At 67.6% G+C, this 21,004-nt stretch carries 20 protein-coding genes and 1 tRNA gene; 13 read left to right on the forward strand and 8 right to left on the reverse strand.

Annotated elements, in window-relative coordinates:
• Nucleotides 1-79: 79 nt before the first annotated feature.
• Together QNO00_RS10625 and QNO00_RS10630 are read left to right on the forward strand one after the other, a co-directional pair.
• Nucleotides 80-733, forward strand: a complete 654-nt coding sequence (locus QNO00_RS10625) for a TetR/AcrR family transcriptional regulator (protein ID WP_284024487.1) — start codon at nucleotides 80-82, stop codon at nucleotides 731-733.
• A gap of 47 nt (nucleotides 734-780) precedes the next feature.
• Nucleotides 781-3,357 carry an MMPL family transporter gene (locus QNO00_RS10630; RefSeq protein WP_284024488.1) on the forward strand — a complete coding sequence of 859 codons (2,577 nt, stop codon included), beginning with the start codon at nucleotides 781-783 and terminating at the stop codon, nucleotides 3,355-3,357.
• A gap of 60 nt (nucleotides 3,358-3,417) precedes the next feature.
• Here the strand turns inward: QNO00_RS10630 and QNO00_RS10635 are convergent, their stop codons facing one another.
• The gene (locus QNO00_RS10635; protein ID WP_284024489.1) at nucleotides 3,418-3,891 is read right to left on the reverse strand and encodes a hypothetical protein; all 474 of its coding nucleotides are present in this window, start codon (nucleotides 3,889-3,891) and stop codon (nucleotides 3,418-3,420) included.
• Between the two features lie 113 nt (nucleotides 3,892-4,004).
• Here QNO00_RS10635 and QNO00_RS10640 point away from each other — a divergent pair, with 113 nt between their 5' ends.
• From QNO00_RS10640 to QNO00_RS10665, 6 genes are all read left to right on the forward strand, one after another.
• On the forward strand, nucleotides 4,005-4,982 hold the full coding sequence (locus QNO00_RS10640; protein WP_284024491.1) for an aldo/keto reductase: 978 nt from the start codon (nucleotides 4,005-4,007) through the stop codon (nucleotides 4,980-4,982).
• Between the two features lie 145 nt (nucleotides 4,983-5,127).
• Entirely contained in the window at nucleotides 5,128-6,018 is an 891-nt protein-coding gene (locus tag QNO00_RS10645) for a Rieske (2Fe-2S) protein (RefSeq protein WP_284024492.1), read from the forward strand.
• Between the two features lie 280 nt (nucleotides 6,019-6,298).
• Nucleotides 6,299-6,583: a hypothetical protein gene (locus tag QNO00_RS10650; RefSeq protein ID WP_284024493.1), complete on the forward strand. Its 285-nt coding sequence runs from the start codon at nucleotides 6,299-6,301 to the stop codon at nucleotides 6,581-6,583.
• A gap of 9 nt (nucleotides 6,584-6,592) precedes the next feature.
• Complete coding sequence (locus QNO00_RS10655) at nucleotides 6,593-6,979, forward strand: hypothetical protein (protein ID WP_284024494.1); 387 nt, start codon at nucleotides 6,593-6,595, stop codon at nucleotides 6,977-6,979.
• Nucleotides 6,980-7,085: 106 nt separating this feature from the next.
• Nucleotides 7,086-7,454, forward strand: a complete 369-nt coding sequence (locus tag QNO00_RS10660; protein ID WP_284024495.1) for a GntR family transcriptional regulator — start codon at nucleotides 7,086-7,088, stop codon at nucleotides 7,452-7,454.
• Nucleotides 7,451-8,449, forward strand: coding sequence for a hypothetical protein (locus QNO00_RS10665; RefSeq protein ID WP_229966388.1), 999 nt, complete (start codon nucleotides 7,451-7,453; stop codon nucleotides 8,447-8,449). Before QNO00_RS10660 ends, QNO00_RS10665 begins: the two co-directional genes overlap by 4 nt.
• Nucleotides 8,450-8,482: 33 nt before the next feature.
• Here the strand turns inward: QNO00_RS10665 and QNO00_RS10670 are convergent, their stop codons facing one another.
• Nucleotides 8,483-9,025 (reverse strand): GNAT family N-acetyltransferase, encoded by a 543-nt coding sequence (locus QNO00_RS10670; protein ID WP_284024496.1) that lies wholly within the window; start codon nucleotides 9,023-9,025, stop codon nucleotides 8,483-8,485.
• A 66-nt stretch (nucleotides 9,026-9,091) separates the two neighbouring features.
• Between QNO00_RS10670 and QNO00_RS10675 the strand changes: the two genes are divergently transcribed.
• A complete protein-coding gene (locus QNO00_RS10675; protein WP_284024497.1) occupies nucleotides 9,092-9,913 on the forward strand; it encodes a DUF1295 domain-containing protein in 822 nt (273 codons plus the stop codon).
• A 257-nt stretch (nucleotides 9,914-10,170) separates the two neighbouring features.
• Nucleotides 10,171-10,797 (forward strand): TetR/AcrR family transcriptional regulator, encoded by a 627-nt coding sequence (locus tag QNO00_RS10680; protein ID WP_229966385.1) that lies wholly within the window; start codon nucleotides 10,171-10,173, stop codon nucleotides 10,795-10,797.
• Between the two features lie 26 nt (nucleotides 10,798-10,823).
• Here QNO00_RS10680 and QNO00_RS10685 read toward each other — a convergent pair whose 3' ends face one another.
• The 4 genes from QNO00_RS10685 to QNO00_RS10700 all read right to left on the reverse strand — a co-directional run bounded on the left by QNO00_RS10685 (nucleotide 10,824) and on the right by QNO00_RS10700 (nucleotide 14,745).
• Nucleotides 10,824-12,908 carry a xanthine dehydrogenase family protein molybdopterin-binding subunit gene (locus QNO00_RS10685; RefSeq protein ID WP_284024498.1) on the reverse strand — a complete coding sequence of 695 codons (2,085 nt, stop codon included), beginning with the start codon at nucleotides 12,906-12,908 and terminating at the stop codon, nucleotides 10,824-10,826.
• Entirely contained in the window at nucleotides 12,905-13,984 is a 1,080-nt protein-coding gene (locus tag QNO00_RS10690; protein ID WP_284024499.1) for an FAD binding domain-containing protein, read from the reverse strand. The genes QNO00_RS10685 and QNO00_RS10690 overlap by 4 nt, the downstream gene beginning before the upstream one ends.
• Nucleotides 13,981-14,517 carry a (2Fe-2S)-binding protein gene (locus QNO00_RS10695; RefSeq protein WP_229966382.1) on the reverse strand — a complete coding sequence of 179 codons (537 nt, stop codon included), beginning with the start codon at nucleotides 14,515-14,517 and terminating at the stop codon, nucleotides 13,981-13,983. Before QNO00_RS10695 ends, QNO00_RS10690 begins: the two co-directional genes overlap by 4 nt.
• Before the next feature lie 151 nt (nucleotides 14,518-14,668).
• Nucleotides 14,669-14,745: transfer RNA gene (locus tag QNO00_RS10700), tRNA-Met, on the reverse strand.
• A gap of 95 nt (nucleotides 14,746-14,840) precedes the next feature.
• Here QNO00_RS10700 and QNO00_RS10705 point away from each other — a divergent pair.
• Nucleotides 14,841-15,722, forward strand: a complete 882-nt coding sequence (locus QNO00_RS10705; protein WP_229966381.1) for an alanyl-tRNA editing protein — start codon at nucleotides 14,841-14,843, stop codon at nucleotides 15,720-15,722.
• Between the two features lie 4 nt (nucleotides 15,723-15,726).
• On the opposite strand, the gene QNO00_RS10710 is transcribed toward QNO00_RS10705, so the two are convergent.
• Complete coding sequence (locus QNO00_RS10710) at nucleotides 15,727-18,156, reverse strand: ATP-binding cassette domain-containing protein (RefSeq protein ID WP_284024500.1); 2,430 nt, start codon at nucleotides 18,154-18,156, stop codon at nucleotides 15,727-15,729.
• 363 nt (nucleotides 18,157-18,519) lie between these two features.
• Here QNO00_RS10710 and QNO00_RS10715 point away from each other — a divergent pair, with 363 nt between their 5' ends.
• Complete coding sequence (locus QNO00_RS10715) at nucleotides 18,520-18,999, forward strand: nucleoside deaminase (protein WP_229966379.1); 480 nt, start codon at nucleotides 18,520-18,522, stop codon at nucleotides 18,997-18,999.
• On the opposite strand, the gene QNO00_RS10720 is transcribed toward QNO00_RS10715, so the two are convergent.
• Nucleotides 18,993-19,502, reverse strand: coding sequence for a GNAT family N-acetyltransferase (locus QNO00_RS10720; protein ID WP_284024501.1), 510 nt, complete (start codon nucleotides 19,500-19,502; stop codon nucleotides 18,993-18,995). The genes QNO00_RS10715 and QNO00_RS10720 overlap by 7 nt on opposite strands.
• 134 nt (nucleotides 19,503-19,636) lie before the next feature.
• On the opposite strand from QNO00_RS10720, the gene rlmN reads away from it, so the two are divergent.
• Nucleotides 19,637-20,890 carry a dual-specificity RNA methyltransferase RlmN gene (gene rlmN / locus QNO00_RS10725; protein WP_284024502.1) on the forward strand — a complete coding sequence of 418 codons (1,254 nt, stop codon included), beginning with the start codon at nucleotides 19,637-19,639 and terminating at the stop codon, nucleotides 20,888-20,890.
• Nucleotides 20,891-21,004: the final 114 nt, after the last annotated feature.

Below are 21,004 nucleotides of genomic sequence, written 5' to 3' on the forward strand. Positions count from 1 at the left end.
TGCTGCCTCCTGGGGGAGGTGGGGCTGCGTGCAGCCTTTCAAATTGCACTTAGTGCATCACTGCACTTAGTGTAATGACGTGTTAACCAGTAACCCCGCCGACCGCCGCACGGCGCTGAAATCCCGCCACCGGCAGGCAATCGTTGATGCCGCGGCAACTCTCATGAGCGAGCGTGCAGGCACGGATTTCACTGTCGACGAGCTCGCCGCACGCGCCGATGTGTCCCGGCGCACCGTGTTCAACCATTTCGCCTCAGTGGACGACGTCGTTACCGAAGCGTGCGGCAATGTCCTGAGCTCCGTCGTCGAGAGTCTTGCCGCAGTGCCGGCCGGCGACGGCCCCGAGGCCTCCATGATGGAGGAAATGGCCGCCGCGTTCCGGTCAGCCGACCTCGTGGGGCCCATGTCTTACCTGACCCGGGTGCTGGGCTGCCCTGATCAGGACCCGTCCCCGCATCAGGCCCTGATGACGCTGCGCGTTTTCACCGATGTGAGCGACCGGCTCCTTGACGCCATGCTCCGCCGCCGGCCGGACGCGGACAAGCTCGCCCTTCACCTGCTGGTCGGGTCCCTCGCCGGCGGCATTGGTGTGCTCTACCACCACTGGGCCGCAGAAACCGGTGCCGTTGACACCCCCGAGTCGCGGCAGATCTGGGCGCGGCATCTGGAACGCCTCATCGAAGCAGTCCGGGACGGCCACGGCACCGAACCATCGGCAAGAGCTCCGGCCTAGACCCGCTTCCTCCAAAATTTTCCTTACCCACCCCTGTTAGGACTCTCATGGCTGAATTCCTCTACCGACTAGGTCGGGCGGCAGCGCGCCGGGCGCGCACCGTGCTCGCGGTCTGGATTGCCGTGCTTGCGGTTGCCGGAATAGCGTTCGCGCTCTTCGGCGGCACGCTCGCCACCGCATTTTCCATCCCCAACACCCCCACCACTCAGGTCACCGAGCGTCTGCAGGAGAAGCTCCCGCAGGCATCCGGGGGATCGGGTTCGGTTATTGTCCAGACCGAGGACGGCTCCCGCTTCACCCCGGAGCAGCAGCAGGAGATCTCCGCGCTGGTGACCGAGGCCGCCGAGATCGACGGCGTGGAAAACGTTGTTGATCCCTTTGCCACCGAGGCCGAGCGTGCGGCGCAGGGGCAGCAGCTGGCCGAGGGGCAGGCCCAGATTGAGGCCGGCCGCGCCCAGCTTGAGGAGGCCCGGGCACAGCTCGACGCCGGGCAGGAACAGCTCGATGCCGCGCGTGCGCAGGCTGAAGCCGCCGGAGCCCCGGCAGAAATGCTCGCCGGCCTGGAAACGCAGCAGGCAGAACTGGACGCCGGCCGCGACGAACTGGACACCCAGGCCGCCGAACTTGAAGCACAGGCACAGCCGGCCGAGCAGGGCGCCGAGCTGCTGGAGATGGCCGAGGGAATCCGCACCGTCTCCGAAGACGGCAGCGCGGCTGTACTGAACGTGGTCTTCTCCGACACGCAGATGGAAATCACCCAGGAGACGAAGGACGCCGTCGTGGCCGTCTTTGAGGACTCCCGGGTCGACGGCGTCAAGGTCAACTACTCAGCGGAAATCTCCGCCGCCGTCCCCAGCCTCTTCGGTGTCGGTGAAGTGGTCGGCCTGGTGGTCGCCGCCGTCGTGCTGGTCGTCATGCTCGGCAGCCTGATCGCTGCCGGTCTGCCCCTGCTGACCGCGCTGATCGGCGTCGGCATCGGCGCCCTGGGCGCGCTGGCCTTCTCCGGCGTCGTCGAAATGGCCTCGATCACCCCCATCCTTGGACTGATGCTGGGCCTCGCCGTTGGCATTGACTACGCGCTGTTCATCGTCAACCGGCACCGGCGCCAGCTGAAGGCCGGTTACGCCCTCGAGGAATCCATCGCGCTGGCCAACGGCACCTCCGGCAACGCCGTGGTGTTCGCCGGTGCCACCGTGTTCATCGCCCTGCTGGCCCTGAACGTTACGGGCATCCCCTTCCTGGGCCTGATGGGCACCGTGGGCGCCGCCTGCGTGGCCGTTGCCGTGCTGATCGCTGTCACGCTGACTCCGGCGCTGCTGAAGATCGCCGGCAGGCGCGTCCTCAGCCGCAAGGAACGTGCGGCCCTTGATGCGCACGGCGCTGCCGCCACCGCTGCGGCCGGCAACGGCCGCCCGGAGACCGCGCCGGTCATGGCCATGGGAACCGGCCGTGCCGTGCTCACCGTGGTTGCGGCAATCGCCGGCCTGCTGCTGATCGCCATCCCGGCGCTGGACCTGCGGCAGAACCTGCCGGACGGCTCAGCCGAGGCCCATGACTCGAGCCAGTACCAGGCTTACTCAGCGGTGTCGGAAAAGTTCGGCGAGGGCCAGAACGGCTCGCTGCTGGTGGTCGCCGAGCTGCCCGGGGAGCCTTCCGAGGAGGAAGCCCTGACAGCTCAGACCGAGATCGCCCGGACCATCTTCGACCAGGAGGACGTGGCGGCCGTTGCCCCCATCGGCTCCTCCGAGGACCGGACCGTGGCAGCCTTCCAGGTCATTCCGACCGAAGGCCCCACCAGTGAATCCACTGAAACCCTCGTGCACACGCTGCGCGACATGTCGCCGCTGAACGGCGAATACGAGATCGGCGTGGCCGGCTCCGCCAGCGGCAACATCGACATCTCGGACAAGCTGTCCGAGGCGCTGCCGATCTACCTGAGTGTGGTTGTCGGGCTCTCGCTGCTGATCCTGATCCTGGTGTTCCGGTCCATCTATGTTCCGGTCATCGCCACGCTCGGCTTCATCCTGTCCTACTTCGCGGCCCTTGGCGGCGTGGTGGCCATCTACCAGTGGGGCTGGCTCTCCGGCGTCTTCGGCGTGGAGACGCCTGGTCCGATCCTGAGCTTCCTGCCGACCATCCTCGTGGGCATCCTGTTCGGCCTGGCCATGGACTACATGCTCTTCCTGGGCTCCGGCATGCGCGAAGCCTATGCCCACGGAGCGACGGCACGCGACGCCGTCGCGCAGGGTGTCCGCGCCGGCCGCTCGGTGGTCACGGCGGCAGCGATCATCATGGCCGCAGTGTTCGGCGGATTCATCTTCTCGCACAGCACGATGATTCGGCCCATTGGCTTCGCGCTGGCCTTCGGTGTCCTCCTGGACGCCTTCGTGGTGCGCATGCTGCTGATCCCGGCGCTGATGCACCTGGCCGGCGACAAGGCCTGGTGGCTGCCGAAGTGGCTGAACAAGATCCTGCCCGACGTCGACGTCGAGGGCGCTTCCCTGGAGCGCCGCCATCCGCACACCGACCAGCCGGCCGTCGACGGCGAAACCGGCCCGGCGGGCACCGCGTCCAAGGGCACAGCGCCCGGGGATACCGTGCACGACGGCGCCGCCACGCGCTGACGTCCCGCTAACTGAAAGGTGCCGCTCTGCTCCCGCAAGGGAGGAGGGCGGCACCGTCGGTTAACTCCCGGATGCTGCGCTCAGATGCGGGGCGAGGGCGTCCAGCAGCCGGTCCGGGCTGCGGCAAGACACCAGGACCGCCGTCCTGCCGCACTCGATCCGGACGGACGGACCGCCCACCAAGTAGCCGGTGCCGTCCGGAAGGATGCGCAGCCCCATGCCCTCGCGCAGCCCCGTAACCGGGCCCACCGAGACGCCCGTGATCTCCCGGTAGGGGATCTCCGTCGCAAAGACGGCGGCGACCCGAATCCTGATGCCCTGCTCAGAAATCGAAATCCGGGCGGTCATCAGCAGCACGGGCACAAAAATGACCGCGATGAACAGGCCGGCCCCTAAGGCGAGGGGTCCCTCCTCCAGTGCGGCGATGACGGTTCCCGCTACGGTTGCGAACCCCAGACCGCCCAGGATTCCCCGGTAGCGGGCCGGCATGGCTGTGCGGAATGTGGCTGCTTGGTTTTCTTCCCCCGAAGTCATACCCACCAGTCTGCCGCACCTCCCGCTTGGGCGGCCCTCCTTCTAGCCTTGACTAATGGAGGCCCGCTTCCGGTTTCCGCAGAGATGCTTCAGAGCAACCAGGAGGAGCCAACATGCGCACAACCACGCTGGGAACCAACGGGCCTGACGTCGGTGTCATAGGGCTGGGCTGCATGGGTATGAGCTATGCCTATGACATGGATGCGGAGCGCGACGACGCAACCTCCGTCGCGGTCATCCGCGGAGCCATCGAACTCGGGGCAACCCTGATCGACACGGCGGACGTCTATGGCCCCTACACCAACGAGGAACTCGTGGGCCGGGCGCTGCAGGACGGCTACCGGGACCGGGCGGTGCTCTCCACCAAGGTGGGACTGGAAGTCAGCACCGCGTCCAGGGGAAGCGGCACGCTGCCCGGCCTGACGGTCAACGGCCGCCCCGGGCACATCCGGGAGTCCATCGACGGCAGCCTTCAACGGTTGGGAACCGACCACGTGGACCTGTATCTGCTGCACCGGGTCGATCCGCAGGTGCCGCTGGAGGAGTCCTGGGGCGCGATGGCTCAGGCCGTCCAGGACGGCAAGGCCCGTGCCATTGGCCTGTCCGAGGCCAGCGTGGAGCAGATCCGGCTGGCCCAGACCGTGCACCCCGTCACCGCCGTGCAGTCCGAGCTGTCGCTGTGGACCCGCGACCGGCTGTCCGACGTCGTGCCCTACTGCGAGGAACAGGGGATGGCTTTCCTTCCCTTCTCCCCGCTGGGCCGCGGTTTTCTGACCGGCCGCTTCACCTCGTTTGACGATTTACCGGCCGACGACATGCGGCGCCGGCTCCCGCGCTTTCAGCAGGACAACCTGAAAGCCAACCTGGCGATTGTGCAGCGGGTGCGCGACGTCGCCGAACGGGTGGGCGCTACGCCGGCGCAGGTGGCACTGGCGTGGGTGGTGGCCCAGGGCCGGCGGGTGATCCCGATTCCCGGAACCAAATCACCGAAGTACCTGCGGGACAATGTGATGGCCGGTGAGCTGCAGCTCAGCGGCGAGGACCTGGCCATGCTGGACAATGCTCCCTTGCCGGAGGGCGGCCGGTACTAACCGACGACCGCAACCGGCGTATAACCGCCTCGGGCGCGGATATGCCGGTTGCGGGTGGTGCGGCTCACGGCACCCTGACTACCCTGTTGACCGTCCACCGGTTTCGCGGCCGGATTCCCGGCCCGCACCGTCGAAGGAGAGCGACATGCCACGTCTGCCGTTGGCCGACACTGCCGACAAACTCGAAGGGGCCGCCTGGCTGGACCCCCTTGCCGGCACGGTGTCCGGCATCGTCAAGAAAGTCCTGCCGTGGCCGGCGGTAACGGATGTCCTGCATGGTGTGCCGCTGGGCCATCCGCTGCATCCGGCGCTGGTGAGCGTGCCGCTGGGCGCCTGGTCTTCCGCCGCCGTGCTGGATCTGCTGCCCGGCAACGAGCAGGCGGCCCAAATCCTGGTGGGAGTGGGTGTGTTAGCGGCAGTGCCCGCAGCCGTCTCGGGAGTGACCGATTTTTCCCAGCTCGAAACGCGGCAGCAGCGAACCGGTATTGTGCACGAGGTCGCCAACGGCATCGCCGTCGGGTTCTATGCCGCCTCCTGGGTGGTCCGGATCCGCGGCAACCATCGGCTCGGAAAGCTGCTGTCGTTCAGCGGGTATGGCCTTTCCGGTTTCGGCGCGTACCTGGGAGCACATCTGGCCTACCGCCAGGGCGCGGGTGTGAACCGCAACGAGGACCTGCCCGAGGAAGTCCCCAGCGGCTGGCACTCGCTGGGTCTGATCCAGGGGTTTGCCGTCGGGCAGCTGCGCGCGGCGACCCTGGGCAGCGTTCCGCTGGTGGTGCTGCGGCGGGACGGCGCGGGCGACGACGGCGTGTCGGTGCTCGCCGGCGCCTGCTCCCACCTCGGCGGGCCGCTGTTTGAGGGGCATCTGGAGGAAGTCCGCGGTGAGTTGGGCGTGGTCTGCCCCTGGCACGGCTGCACCTTTTCACTCAGGAGCGGCGAGGTGCTGCGCGGCCCGGCGACCGCTCCGCAGCCGGTGTTCCACACCCGGGTCCGCGGTGGCCAGCTGGAAGTAAACCTGACCGGCTCCGAGGAGTAGCCGGTTCCGCTGCAGTCCAGGTCATAGTGACTTCGCATCCGGCTTCCTCGACTCCGTCCGCGGGAGAACAGTCCCGGTAGGATCACACCAGGACGAGGGGAGGATGCATGCGGAAACCAAAACTTTCACCGCAGAACGGCAGAGTGGTGCTGGGCAATTACGGCTTGATCAAGGGGATAGCCGTGGCCACCGGACTATGGCTGGCGGCCTGGACGGTGCTGTACGTTGTTCTGCTTTTCAGGAGCCGGTGCAGCCGGGATCGGATTTTAACCCCTTCGGCATGTGGCTGTTTATGATGGCGATCTTTGGCGGGCTTTGCCTGCTGGTGGGTGTTCCGGTGGGCCTGGTGCTGGGACTGTTGCTGCGTCCCGTGCGCCGGCAGTGGATTCACGTGGTTGCGTTCTTCGCGGTGCCCTCCATGGTGTTGTGGGCGGTGTTCGGATTCGACCCTTTCGGGGGAGTGCTGGCGCTCAGCATCGGGGCTGCCGCCGCAGCGGGTCGGCTGGCGGTGTGCCGGGATGTTGAGATCGCTTCCGCCATCGGCCCCGGCAGCGGGGTCCAGTAGCGTGGGGGCATGAAGAATCTTCCCCTGTCACTGGGCGTTTCCGCACTCGCCGGAGCGTTCACGCTCCGGCGACCGACCGACTGGCCGGTCGCGCTCCGCCGTGCCTATGTCCTCGCGCCCGGACTCCTGACTGCTGCCGGGGTGGCGGTGGTGCTGTTTCCGGGCCGGGCACGGCCAGCGGCGGTGCGTGCGGCGGTGGCGGCCGGCGCCGGAGCGGCGGTAGCCGGCATGCAGGCGCTCTCGCTTCGCCTGGATGCGGGAACCGAAGACTGGTTGTCCCGGCGCGGAGTGGCAGCACCCCGTCTCTGGATGGCCGCGGCTACGGCGCTCGCGTCGCTGGGTGTTGACCTTCTCCACGACCGGGACAGCAATCCGCTCCCGGAGCAGAGCGCCTAGCCCCGACCCTTCCGACGGGCCGCCAAGCCCTCGGCCCCAAACTGCAGACGAACGGGTCGGGTCCGAGCCTATTGTTATGCTTCACCTATAACAATAGAATGAACAAATGCTGATTCGCCTGACCCCCGCCAATGACTCGCCCCTGCACGAACAGATTGCAGGAGCGGTTCGGCAGGGCATCCTGGACGGTTCGCTGCCCGACGGGGAGCGCCTTCCCGCCGCGAAGGTGCTGGGACAGTCTCTGGGTGTCAGCCTGCACACCGTCCTGCACGCCTATCAGGACCTGCGCGATCAGGGACTCATTGAGTTGCGGCGCGGGCGTGGAGCGGTGGTTATTGCTCCGGCACCGGCCGCACGCGAGCACGTCCTGCGCATCCTTGACGACGCCGCCTCGCAGCTGGCCGGGCTCGGTCTGTCCACCGAATCGATCCTCGCGCTCTTCCGCCAACGCCTCGACAAGGAAACTTCCTCATGACGACGAATCTGCCCGCTCGCCGCACACCGTCGGATCCGGACCCTCGCTTCTGGCTGGGGGTCTTCCTTCCAGCGGCGGCGGTTCTGCTGGGATCCCTCGCACTTGTCACCGGATGGAGCGGGCGGCTTCCCGCGGAGGTTGCCCAGCAATGGAGCTGGTCCACGCAAGAAGTTACCACCGTCGGTCCGTTGTCGCTCATCGTGCTGTCCTTTGCGGCGCCGGCCGCCGCAGGGTTGGCCGTCCTGGCGTTCATGAAGTGGTCCGGGAAACTGACCGGATGGGGTCGCCGGCTGTCCGTTGCTCTCTTGGCCGGCATCGAAGTCTTCCTGGCCTCAGCGCTTCCCGTGCTGCTTAGCGGCCAGGTTGGCCTCTCGGATCCATTGCTGGCTCCGGATCCGCGTGCCTCGATGGTGATAACCGCGCTCCTGAGCGGTGGGTATGGGATTCTCGCTGCCGTCGTCGCCGGCAGTCGTCCTCTCGCGTCACCCGATGCTGCCGGCGTCCCTACCCCGGGCCTGAACCTTGCGCCGGGCGAAATTGCTGCCTGGAGCAAAGTCACCACCGCCTGGGTCTGCCTGCTCGGCGGGGGGATTGCCGGGCTGGCCCTGATCGTCGTCGGCCTGGTTAGCCCGCTGTGGTTCCTCACCATTGTGGGAACGGTTCTGCTGGCGCTCGGCGTTGTCGCCGGACGGTGGACCGTCACCGTCGATCACCGCGGGCTGACCTGCAGCTCACTGTTAGGCCTGGGTCGGTTCCGTATTCCGGCTGCCGACGGCACAACAGCGGAGGTGGTCACTGTCCGCGGCCTCACGGAGTTCCTGGGGTGGGGGATCCGGTTCGGCGGAGCGGGTTCGGTCGGGCTGATCTTCCGCAATGGCGAAGCGCTGCGTGTCCATGGTCCCGGCGGGCGAAGCCTCACGGTGACAATCCAGGACGCGGCCACTGCGGCATCGCTCTTCAATGCCCAAGCCGCCCGGAACACCACCAGCCGCTAACGGATTGGCGGGGTTGTGGCCCGCCCCGTCAACTTAGGGCAGGCGCAACTCGATCGGCGGCAGTCCCGGAGCAGGGTCCGTCGCCAGCCGAGCGTGCGTTTCCACATCGAAGCGGTCGACGCCGTAACGCAGCTTTGCGCGCTGGATTCCCTCGGGCGCAAAGCCCGCGGCCAACGCCACCCGGCAGGAAGCAGGGTTGTTGGTCCGGTGGCCCAGCTCGAGCCGGTGCAGGTGCAGTTCCTCCAGGGCCCAGCGGCTCAGCGTGGCCAGCGCACGCGCCGCCAGGCCTTTGCCGCGCACCGGAGCGGCCAGCCAGTAGTACGTCCAGGCCGTCCCGTGGCGGAAGTCGATGCTGCTGATGCCGGCGTTGCCCACGGCGGTGCCGCCGGCTTCGAGGGCCAGGTTGCACGCGTTCGCAGGATCCCAGCCGAGGTCCTCCCGGATGATCCGCTGCGCTCCGGCGGCTGAGCCGGCCTCCGGACCGAGCTGCCGCGCCAGGTCGGGACTGCCGCGGTAAATACTGGCCAGAGCGCCGGCGTCGGCCGCCTGCCAGGGCCGCAGTAAAAGCGAGGTCATGCGCCGAGGCTACCAGCCGCCGTCGTCCGTCTTCCGCCCAGGGAGCCGCGCGCGTACGCTCCGAGGATGAATCCGGTTCTGGTCAACCTGTGGATCCTCACCGCTGTCTGTGCCGGGACGTGGGTGCTCTCCCTGCTCACCCGGGAGTATTCCTGGACCGACCGCATCTGGTCGGTGGTTCCCCTCGCCTACGTCTGGGTCTTCGCGGCGGCATCGGGCTTCGAGGGACGCCTGCTGCTGATGGCTGCGCTGGTGAGCCTGTGGGGAGCCCGGCTGACGTTCAACTTCGCGCGCAAGGGCGGATATGCGCCCGGCGGCGAAGACTACCGGTGGGCCATTCTGAGAAACCGCATGAAACCGTGGCAGTTCGCCGTCTTCAACCTCCTCTTCATCAGCATCTACCAGAACGTCATCATCTTCGCGATGACGCTGCCGGCCCTCACGGTGTACCGGCATCCCGGTCAGCTGACCGCCGGAGACTGGGCCCTGGCGGTGCTGTTTGTCGCTGCGCTGGCCGGCGAGACGGTCGCCGACCAGCAGCAGTGGAACTTTCACCAGTGGAAGGCCGCCGAACGGCGCGCCGGCCGGACGCCCCGGCCGGACTTCCTGCAAACCGGCCTCTTCCGCTTCTCGCGTCACCCCAATTTCTTCTTCGAGCAGGTGCAGTGGTGGCTGTTTTACGGCTTCGCCGTGGCGGCCACCGGCGCCTGGCTGCACTGGACCGTGCTGGGCGCGGCGCTGCTGACCCTGCTCTTTGCGGGGTCCACGCTTTTCACCGAGAGCATCTCCCGGTCCCGGCATCCGGATTATGTGCAGTATCAGCGCCGGACCTCTGCGGTCATTCCGCTCCCGCCGCGCCACCGGGTGCGGCCCGCGGAAGCCAGCTGACCGCGCCCACAGGGTTTCGGTCCGGTTCCGCGCTAACCGCCGGAATCCGGCCACCGCGGCCGGCCAATCCGACACGCCGCGCCCGGCCCGTTCGGCTGTACGGCCTTCTCTCGGCTAGAGTCTGTTCTACAGGTGTTGAATAACTAGGACACCATCCTCGCCGCGTCCCCCAGCGCGGCGGCATGAAAGGGCCTCGCTTCGGCGGGCCCTTCCGTGTATCCGAGAAGACCCTTCCGTATATCTGAGAAGATAAGTCCATGCCCGGACCGGAAACACCCCTTCCCCCTCGGCGACCCGTCCCGGACGAGCCGCGGAGCGCCCGCACCCGGGAGGCGCTTGAGAACGGGCTCTGGGAGCTGCTGCGGGACTCTGACCTGGCGGAAATCAGTGTTGCCGGGTTATGCCGGCAGGCCGGCGTGCACCGCACCACGTTCTATGGGCATCACCGCAATATTTTCGATTTCGCCGCCTCGGTCTACGTCGACGTGGTGAATCGGCTCGGTGCCGTGGACGTCGACCAGCGGGGCACCGGCCGGACACAAGCGGAAGTCGGCGTCCTGTATGCCGACGCCCTCCGGCGAATCCTGGAGCACACCCGGTCGGAGCGGCGGACCTATCGGCTGCTGTTTTCCACCGGCACCTTCCAGGAGGTGCTCGCCGAGGGGCTGCGTCCGCGGTTCCTGTTGGCCGTGTACGCCTGGGAGGGCTACGGACTGGTGCCGGACCTTGACTGCGAGGTGGCCGCGGCGTTCCTGGGCGGCGCCTACGCCTCCTGGATTGAGCAGTGGGTTGCGGGGGACGACGACGACGTCGAAGCCTGGCTGGCGTCGCTGCCGAACCTGCTGCCGGCGTGGTGGCCCCGGGACGGCTTTCCCCAAGGCTGAACCCCAGGTGCTCCGGGGCCGTGCTCCTAGGCCAGAAACTTATCCGGCGTGAGCGGCAGGTCCCTGACGCGGACGCCGGAGGCGTTGTAGGCGGCGTTTGTTATGGCCGCCGCGCTGCCCACGATGCCTATCTCCCCGAGTCCGCGCGCACCCAGCGGACCGGCATGTTCGTCCCGGTCTTCGATCCAGAGCGCGTCCATGTCCAGCACATCGGCATTCGTGGGAACGTGGTATTCGGCGAGGTCGTGATTGACGAAAATACCGAACCGCGGATCCAGCACGCTGTGCTCGTGCAGCGCCATGCCCAGGCCCATGGTCATCCCCCCGAGGAGCTGGGACCGGGCGGTCCTGGGATTGATGATCCGCCCTGCAGAGAAAACTCCCAGCATCCGGCTGACCCGGACTTCGCCGGTATCGGTCGAAATCCGCACTTCCGCGAAGTGCGCCCCGAAGGAATAGAGGGCGAGGTTCTGCGCCTCGGGGTCGGCGGGCGGCCCGGCCTCGGTCTGTGCCCCTGGCGAGGGGTGCTCGCCATGGTCGGCCCGGAACACCTGTGCTGCGGCCACGATGGTGCCGCCCCAACTCGCCGTGCCCGAAGATCCGCCGGCGACGCTGGCCGGGGGGAACCGTGTGTCACCGATCCCGAGCCGGATCCGGTCCACCGGAACCCGCAGGGCATCGGCGGCAATCTGCGTCAGGGCGGTCCAGCTGCCGGTGCCGATATCCGCGGCACCGATCTGCACGGAATAGATTCCGTCCTGCTCGTAGCCGATTCGGGCGGTGTTGGCGGGCTGGCGCATAAACGGATATACCGCACTGGCCGTGCCCATGCCCACCAGCCAGCCGTCCTCCACCACCGAGCGGGGGCGGGTGACCCTGTTCTCCCAGCCGAACCGCTCGGCCCCGAGATCGAAGCATTCCAGCAGATGTCGGCTGGAAAACGGATTGCCGGTTTCCGGATCGACGTCCGGCTCGTTCCGCCGGCGCAGCTCGAGGGGATCCAAGCCTGCCGCGGCGGCCAGTTCATCCATGGCCACCTCCGGCCCGAACATGCCCGGGCACTCACCCGGCGCGCGCATCCAGGACGGCACGGGGATATCCAGCGGAGCCAGGCGGGTGGTGGTGCGGCGGTTGGGACAGGCATACATCATCCGGAACGGTGCCGGTGTCTGCTCCGCGAATTCCTTGATCCTGGAGGTGTGCTCGTGGATATCCATGGACATCGCCGTGAGGCGGCCGTCGTCGGCGGCGCCCAGCCGGATGTGCGCAACGGTGGGGGTGCGGTGGCTGGTGAGCGAATACATCTGCTGTCGGCTGACCGGAAACTTCACCGGACGTCCGTCGGTGCACTGTGCGGCCAGGGCAGCCATCACCACGTGCACATGAGGCATTCCCTTGGAACCGAATCCGCCGCCCACATGCGGAGCGATGACCCGGATCTGGTCCTGCTCCAGCCCCAGTACTTGTGCCAGCGTGTCCTTCACCGAATGCACGCCCTGGGTGGAATCCCACAGGGTCAGGATCCGTCCGTCCCACTGGGCCACCGTAGTGTGCGGTTCCAGCGGGTTGTTGTGCTCGGCAGGGGTGGAATAGGTGGCATCAACAGTAAGGACAGCGGTTTCCAAGGCGGCGTCCACATTGCCCTGGCTGCTGTCCGTAGGCGTGCCGGCGTTCAGTTCCTCTGGTGCATAGAGTGCCGGGTCGTCGCTGCGCAGTTCTGCGTTGAAGGGCTCTTCGGCATATTTCACTGACACCATTGCTGCTGCTTCCCGGGCAATCTCCGGGGTTTCGGCCAGCACTGCGGCGACAATGCAGCCCCGATAGCCCACGCCGGGATCCTGAAGGACGGCCAGTTCCCGGTCGGATGTATCCGCCAGGCGCGGCGCGGTTTCCGAGGTAAGGATGGTCAGCACGCCGTCGACGGCCTCGGCTGCCGCGGTTTCCACCCGTTCCACCCGGCCCCGGGCAATGGTGGAAAGCACCGGATAGAGGTGAACGGGGTCTTTCACCGGCTGTTCATAGGCATAGGGGGCCCGCCCCGTAACCTTAAGCTCACCGTCAAGCCGCTCAAGGGATTCTCCGATGGCCGAAGTCGGCAGCAGTCTGCTCATGAGCCCATCTCTTCCCAGCCGGCGTCCACGGGGCCCTCGGGCCCCTCGGGGTGATCGGTCCCCGCTGCTGCCGCCTCCGGGGCCGGTGCGCCGGTCAGCTCCCTCAGGACCGCGGCCAGGGCATTTCGAGTCATCGGCAGTTTGAAGCCGTTATCGTGCAGCGGTTCGGCGGCGGCCAGTTCGGCATCGGCTGCGGCGCGGAAATTCTCTTCGGTAGCAGGGGCTCCGCGCAGCACGGCCTCGGCCTGCAGCGCCCGCCATGGCTTGTGGGCCACGCCGCCCAGGGCGATCCGCAGGTCACGGATCACCGGCGTGACGGCGTCGTCGTCTTCCAACTCCAGCGCAACGGCCACCGACACCAGGGCAAAGGCGTACGACGCGCGGTCCCGGACCTTGCGGTAGGCGGACCGCTGCGGCGCCGGGGGCAGCTCAACGGCGGTGACCAGCTCCCCGTGGCCAAGGACGGTGTCCTTCTCCGGCTCGTCGCCGGGCAGTCGGTGGAATTCGCTGACCTCTATGGTCCGCTCGCCGTCGCTTCCCAGCACCACCACCGCCGCATCGAGCGCGGCCAGCGCCACGGCCATGTCGGAGGGGTGGGTGGCGACACAGTGTTCCGAGGCGCCGAGGATGGCGTGGTAGCGGGTGTAGCCGCCCACGGCGGAGCAGCCCGTGCCGGGCTCGCGCTTGTTGCATGGCGTACTGGGATCCTGGAAATACACGCAGCGGGTGCGTTGGAGCAGGTTTCCTCCGGTCGTGGCCATGTTCCGCAGCTGGCCGGACGCCCCGGAGAGCAACGCCTGCGCCAGGACCGGATAACGGCGGCGGATCACCGCGTTGGCCGCCAGATCCGCGTTGCGCACATTCGTGCCGATTCGCACCCTGCCGTCCTCGAGGACAGCCACGGCGTCCAGCGGGAGCCTGCTGACATCCACCAGCATGCCCGGGTTGTCCACACCCAGCTTCATCCGGTCCACGAGGTTGGTGCCGCCGGCCAGGAACGCGGCGTTCGGGTTGCCGCTGACCAGCGCGACGGCGGACGCGGCGTCGTCGGCGCGCCGGTATTCGAAAGGGATCATGGCCGGTCCTGGGCGGCTTCGGCGGCCTGGCGTACGGCTGCAACGATGTTCACGTAGGCACCGCAGCGGCAGAGGTTGCCGCTCAGCCGCTCACGGATTTCGGCGTCGGTGAGGTCGACGGCGCCGTCGGTCTGCAGGTTGGCGGTTGCCGTGGAAGGGTGGCCGGCGGCCGCCTCTTCGATGGCCCCTGCAGCGGAGCAGATCTGTCCGGGGGTGCAGTAGCCGCACTGGAAGGCGTCCTGATCCAGGAAGGCACGCTGGATGGGGTGCAGTCCGCCGTCCGGGGTGCCGCCGGCCAGGCCTTCGGCAGTGACGACCTCAGCGCCGTCGTGCGCCACCGCGAGGGTGAGGCAGGAATTGGTGCGCCGCCCGTCGAGCAGCACCGTGCAGGCGCCGCACTGGCCGTGGTCGCAGCCCTTCTTGGGGGAGGTCACCCCGAGCCTGTCCCTCAGCGCGTCCAGCACTGTGGTGCGGGTGTCAACCCTCAGTGTCCGTTCAGCGCCGTCCACCTGCAGGGTTATTTCAGCTTCCATGTGCCGGCCGCCCTCTGCCTAATGCCATTGGTGCTGAAACCTACCGGAGGCCATGCAGGGAGACAACCATGTTCCGGGTAACTTCGGAGAAAGAGGGCGGGGTTAAACAAAAACGGCCCCGACCGGTTTTCACCGGTCAGGACCATCTTCTTGGTTGCGGGGGCAAGATTTGAACTTGCGACCTCTGGGTTATGAGCCCAGCGAGCTACCGAACTGCTCCACCCCGCGTCGTACTTAGAACTGTACCCCCATGTCAGCCCGGATGAAGAATCCAGTGACGGCCGTCACGATGCGGGCCCGATTTTCCTCGGTAAGGTGGCCTTGTGAGCCTTCCCACCGTAGATGCAACAGTCACTTATCCCTCCGGCGCCGTGGAATCCGCCGGCACGGTCCTGCATGTCCAGGATCTGGCCGACGGCACCCGGGCCGTCCTGCTGGACACCACCGCCGTCCATCCGGTGGATGCCGGCTGGCCCGACCAGGGGGCCGACCGGGCGGTGCTGAGGACCGCCGCCGGCACCGCGCATGACGTGCTGGACGCCGTCGTCGCCGCCACCGACGGAACAGCGCTCTGCCTCGGCGCCGATATTCCGGTGAAGAAGGGCACCGAGGGATGGGTTTTCACCGTTGCCCATGTGCTGCCCGGGGATGCCTCGGTGCAGGAGGGCGACTCCGTGCAGGTCGAGGTGGACTCCGCGTACCGGGCCGCGCTCTCCGCCGGGCACACCGCCTGCCACTTGGCCTCGCTGGCACTGAACCGGCAGCTGGCCGGTGCCTGGAAGAAGGAGGTCCTGCCCGACGCCGCCGGGAACCCCAACTTTGACGCCCTGGCGATCGAAACCTCCACGATCACCGAACACGGCTCCACCGACGTGTACCGGCTCGGAAAGTCGCTGCGCCGCAAGGGCTTTTCGCCGGAGGTGCTGGAGGACCTGCCCGCCGTGGAAGCGGGCATCAACGCGACCCTGGCCGACTGGACCGCCAGCGGAGCCGACGTGCGCATTGAGTGCGACGGCGATCGGCTGACCGACCTGCGGCGGTGGAGCGTGGACCTGCCCGACGGGACGGTTTCCATTCCCTGCGGCGGCACCCACGTGGGATCCCTCAAGGAAGCCGGCGGCATTCAGGTCACGCTGACCGCCGCCGCGGGCGAGGGTGCGGTGACCCTGACCATGGACACCATCTGCGTGCAGCCCGCCGGATAGCCGGTCAGGCGCCCACGTATGCGGCGAGATGCTCGCCGGTCAGCGTGGAGCGGCCGGCCACCAGGTCCGCCGGGGTGCCCTCGAAAACGATCCGGCCGCCGTCGTGCCCTGCCCCCGGACCCAGGTCGATGATCCAGTCGGCGTGCGCCATCACTGCCTGATGGTGCTCGATGACAATGACCGACTTGCCGGAGTCCACCAGCCGGTCCAGAAGCCCCAGCAGCTGCGCCACATCGGCCAGGTGCAGTCCCGTGGTGGGTTCGTCCAGGACGTAGACGCCGCCCTTTTCGGCCATTTGCGTGGCCAGCTTCAGGCGCTGCCGCTCGCCGCCGGACAGCGTGGTGAGCGGCTGGCCAAGGTGAAGGTAACCGAGCCCGACGTCGGCCAGCCGGCCCAGGATCTTGTGGGCGGCCGGCAGGGCGGAGCCGTCGGTCAGCTCTTCGGCGGTCCCCTTGCCGGCGGCGCCCGCGGCGGCGCCGGCGAAAAACGCCTCGGCCTCCGTCACCGACATTCCCAGCACCTCGGCGATGTTCCGCCCGCCCAGGGTGTATTCCAGCACCGCGGCCTGGAACCGCCGGCCCTCGCACTCCTCGCAGGTGGACTCCACGGTGGCCATGACGCCCAGATCCGTGAAGATCACGCCGGCTCCGTTGCAGGCCGGGCAGGCGCCCTCCGAATTGGAACTGAACAGCGCCGGCTTGACCCCGTTGGCCTTGGCGAACGCCTTGCGGATCGGCTCCAGCATTCCGGTGTACGTGGCCGGGTTGCTGCGCCGGGAACCCTTGATCGCGCCCTGGTCGATCACCACCACGCCGTCCCGCCGCGCCACCGAGCCATGGATGAGGGAGCTCTTTCCGGAGCCGGCCACGCCCGTGAGCACGCAGAACACGCCAAGGGGCAGGTCGACGTCGACGTCCTGCAGGTTGTTTGTTGCGGCGCCGCGGACCTCCAGAGTGCCGGAGGGTGACCGGACCGTGTCCTTCAGCCGCGCCCGGTCGTCGAGGTGCCGCCCGGTGATGGTTCCGCTGGTCCGCAGGTCTTCCACGGTGCCCTGGAAGCACACGGCACCGCCGTCGATGCCGGCCCCGGGACCCAGGTCGATCACGTGGTCGGCAATGGCGATGGTCTCGGGTTTGTGCTCGACGACGAGCACCGTGTTGCCCTTGTCGCGCAGCTGCAGGAGCAGTCCGTTCATCCGTTCAATGTCGTGCGGATGCAGGCCGATCGTCGGCTCGTCAAACACATACGTGACGTCGGTGAGGGAGGAGCCGAGGTGCCGGATCATCTTGGTGCGCTGGGATTCACCGCCCGAGAGGGTGCCCGAGGGCCGGTCCAGGCTCAGGTAGCCGAGCCCGATGGCGGCAAACGAGTCCAGCAGGTGCTGGAGCCCGGCCAGCAGGGGCGCCACCGACGGCTCCTCCAGGCCGCGGACCCACTCGGCCAGGTCGGTGATCTGCATCGAGCAGGCGTCGGCAATGCTCTTGCCGTTGATCTTCGAGGAGCGGGCCTCCGGGCTGAGCCGGGTGCCCGCGCACTCGGGGCAGGTGGTGAAGGTGATGGCGCGCTCCACGAAGGCGCGGATGTGCGGCTGCATCGCCTCCGGGTCCTTGGCGAGCATCGACTTCTGGATCTTCGGTATCAGGCCTTCGTAGGTGATGTTGATGCCCTCGACCTTGATCTTGGTGGGCTCCTTGTACAGCAGGTCGTGCAGTTCCCGCTTGGTGAATTTGGCTATCGGTTTGTCCGGATCGAGGAAGCCGGTGCCGGTGTAGATCCGCCCGTACCAGCCGTCCATGCTGTAGCCGGGGATCGTGAGGGCGCCCTCACTCAGCGTCTTGTCGTCGTCGTACAGCGCTGACAAGTCGAAGTCGGTGACCGAGCCCATGCCCTCGCAGCGCGGGCACATGCCGCCGAGCCGGTTGAACGTTGCCTTTTCGGCCTTGGTCTTGCCGCCGCGCTCAACCGTGATGGCGCCGCTGGCCTTCACCGAGGGCACGTTGAAGGAGTAGGCGTTGGGGGAGCCGATGCGGGGCTCCCCGAGCCGGCTGAAAACGATGCGCAGCATGGCGTTGGCGTCCGTGGCGGTGCCCACCGTGGAGCGGGGATTGGCGCCCATCCGCTCCTGGTCAACGATGATCGCCGTGGTCAGGCCCTCGAGCCGGTCCACGTCCGGACGGGCCAGGTTCGGCATGAAGCCCTGCACAAAGGCGCTGTAGGTCTCGTTGATCAGCCGCTGGGATTCCGCCGCAATGGTTCCGAAGACCAGCGAACTCTTGCCGGATCCGGAGACGCCGGTGAAGGCGGTGAGGCGGCGCTTCGGGATCTCGATGCTGATGTCTTTAAGGTTGTTGCCGCGGGCACCCTGAACCCGGATGGCATCCTGCTGGTCCGCCGCGTGCTGCGCCGTTGCAGGGGTCTCGGTACCTGTCGCCATGCTGCGTCTCCATCCCTTGCACTGTCCGCCGTGGCCAGTGCATCTGATTCTCCGTTGCGTGCCCAGGCAGCTGGCCGGCAGGGTGTCGACCTCCTGGGCGGCTGTTCCACCTCCACACCGGGGCGGCGCGAGGCCTGCGACACAGAATGTCCAACGCTGTTCAGATTGCCATTCGGCGGCAGGCACTGGCAATCCCCGCCCCGGAGGGCGAACACGGCTTCGGCCGTCCGCGGATTGGTGCTAGTGTCATGCTGCCGAAGGCGGGCGCCTGCGTGCGTTATCTACCTGGCAGACCCTTCCGATTGTTCCGGCAAACCGCTCCCTCCGGGGCGCCGCCGGAATCGAAGCTCCAAGGAGACGCCCATGATTACCAGCGAAGCCGAATTCCTCAGCCGGGCGGTCAGCCTGGCCACCGCCAACGTTGCCGACAGCGGCGGCCCGTTCGGGGCAGTTATCGTCACCGCGGACGGCCAGGCGTTTGAGGGCGTCAACCGGGTCACCGCGGCCAACGACCCGACCGCACACGCGGAAGTGAGTGCCATCCGCAATGCCTGTGCGGCGCTGGGCACCTTCGACCTCAGCGGAGCGGTTCTCTACACCAGCTGCGAACCCTGCCCGATGTGCCTTGCGGCGTCGCTCTGGGCCCGCGTGGGCCGGGTGGTGTTCGCCGCCGACCGGCACGATGCCGCCGGCGCAGGGTTCGACGACGCCGCCTTCTATGAGTACTTCGAGACCCCGACCGGCCGCCGGACCCTCCCCGTGGAGCAGCTGGCTGTTGAGGGCAGTCCGGCCATGGCACCCTTCGACGCCTGGAACGCCGCGGAACGCCGCACCGACTACTGATATCCGGCCCACGTTTTCACGCGGACCGGACCGATGGTCTTGGCAAAGCAGACCGAGTCCTCCCGTCCGGCGTACGGACCGAAGTTGGGCACCACGGTGTATCCGCCGTGCTGGTAGAACCGGCGCCCGTCCGGCTGTGCTGATCCTGCTTCGGCAGTGATGACGTCGTAGCCTGCGGCCCGGGCCCGGTACTCCAGTGCGGTGAGGATGGCCGTGGCAACCCCGGAGCCGCGGGCATAGGGCAGGACGTAAATCCGTTTGACCTCCGCCGTGGTGTCGCCGATCCTTCGCAGCCCGCCGCACCCCAGCGGCTGTCCGGAGCTCTTTTCATAGGCCACCAGGAACACGGCCGTGTCCTCCGCGGTGGGAGGTGAGGGCTCGCGGTCCGCGCTGCCAAACCGGAAGTCCAGCTCCGACTGCTGGGCCGCGCGCAAATCGGCACCCACCGGGTTGGTCCAGGGAACTTCCCGGATGGTGAGGTGCGGTGGTTGGTCGGCAAGCATGTGAGACCTCCTGTGCGGGCACCCGAGCGGGCTTTCCCCCAACTTAGGCGCCGGCGGTTTCAACCGTGTTTCAGTGCTGTGGCCAGTTGGCTAACAGGAAGCAGAGATAGCGGATGCGTGCAAAAATGGAAGGGATGACTTCCCTCGATACTTCCCCCGCAACCCCGTCCAAGCCGGTCGGCACCTCCAAGGCGCAGCTGCAGGCGCGGAAGGCGCAGGTCCGCCCTGCCACCGAGGGCTGGGAACAGGCCAAGGAACCGGACGGCCGCCCGCTGCTGCAGTTCAAGTCCCCGCGTGTGTCGCAGCCGCCGGTGCACCTGGCCGACCTGACCCTGCCCGAGCGCCAGGCGAAGCTCAAGGAGCTGGGCCTGCCCGCGTTCCGCGCCAAGCAGCTCTCGGTGCACTACTTCCAGCACTACACCACGGACCCGGAAACCATGAGCGACCTCCCCAAGGAGCGCCGCGATGACCTGGTGCAGGAGATGTTCCCGACGCTGCTGACCGAGGTCAAGCGCCTGACCACCGACAACGGCGACACCATCAAGTTCCTCTGGCGTCTCTTCGACGGTTCCCTCGTGGAGTCGGTGCTGATGCGCTACCCCGGCCGCATCACCCTGTGCGTGTCCAGCCAGTGCGGCTGCGGCATGAACTGCCCGTTCTGCGCCACCGGCCAGGCCGGCCTGACCCGGAACATGTCCACCGCGGAAATCCTGGACCAGATTGTCCAGGCCAACCGCGTGATCAAGGAGGGCGGCCTGGGCGGCAAGCGCCGCGACGGCGGGCACGACGCCGAGCGCGTCACCAACATTGTCTTCATGGGCATGGGCGAGCCGCTGGCCAACTACAAGCGCGTGATGAACGCCGTGCACCGCATGGCAGCGGACGTTCCCGAAGGCCTGGGCATGAGCGCCCGGCACATCACCGTGTCCACCGTGGGCCTGGTGCCGGCCATCAACAAGCTGGCCGAAGAGAACATCCCGGTCACCTTCGCGCTGAGCCTGCACGCCCCCGATGATGAGCTGCGCGATGAACTGATTCCGGTCAACAGCCGCTGGAAGGTGGACGAGGCCCTGGACGCCGCGTACAACTACTACCGCGTCACCGGCCGCCGCGTGTCCATCGAATATGCGCTGATCAAGGACATGAACGACCATCCGTGGCGCGCCGATCTGCTGGCGAAGAAGCTCAACGCCCGCGGCCGCGGCTGGGTGCACGTGAATCCGATTCCACTGAACCCCACGCCGGGTTCCATCTGGACCTCGCCGGAGCCGCACGTGACCCGCGACTTCATCAACCACCTCATCGATGCCGGCATCCCCACCACGCTGCGCGATACCCGCGGCAAGGAGATCGACGGCGCCTGCGGGCAGCTGGCCGCTGCGGACTAGGAACCCGGTACCCCGAATCGGGTAGGGGCATCAGCCCCCTACCCGTCGTGGGCCGCGTGCCAGTTGTTGTGCAACATCTGGTGCTCAGCTGCGACAAAAGCCCCGCACCTCCGG

Source organism: Arthrobacter sp. zg-Y1219, from assembly GCF_030125545.1.
Classification (GTDB): Bacteria; Actinomycetota; Actinomycetes; order Actinomycetales; family Micrococcaceae; genus Arthrobacter_B.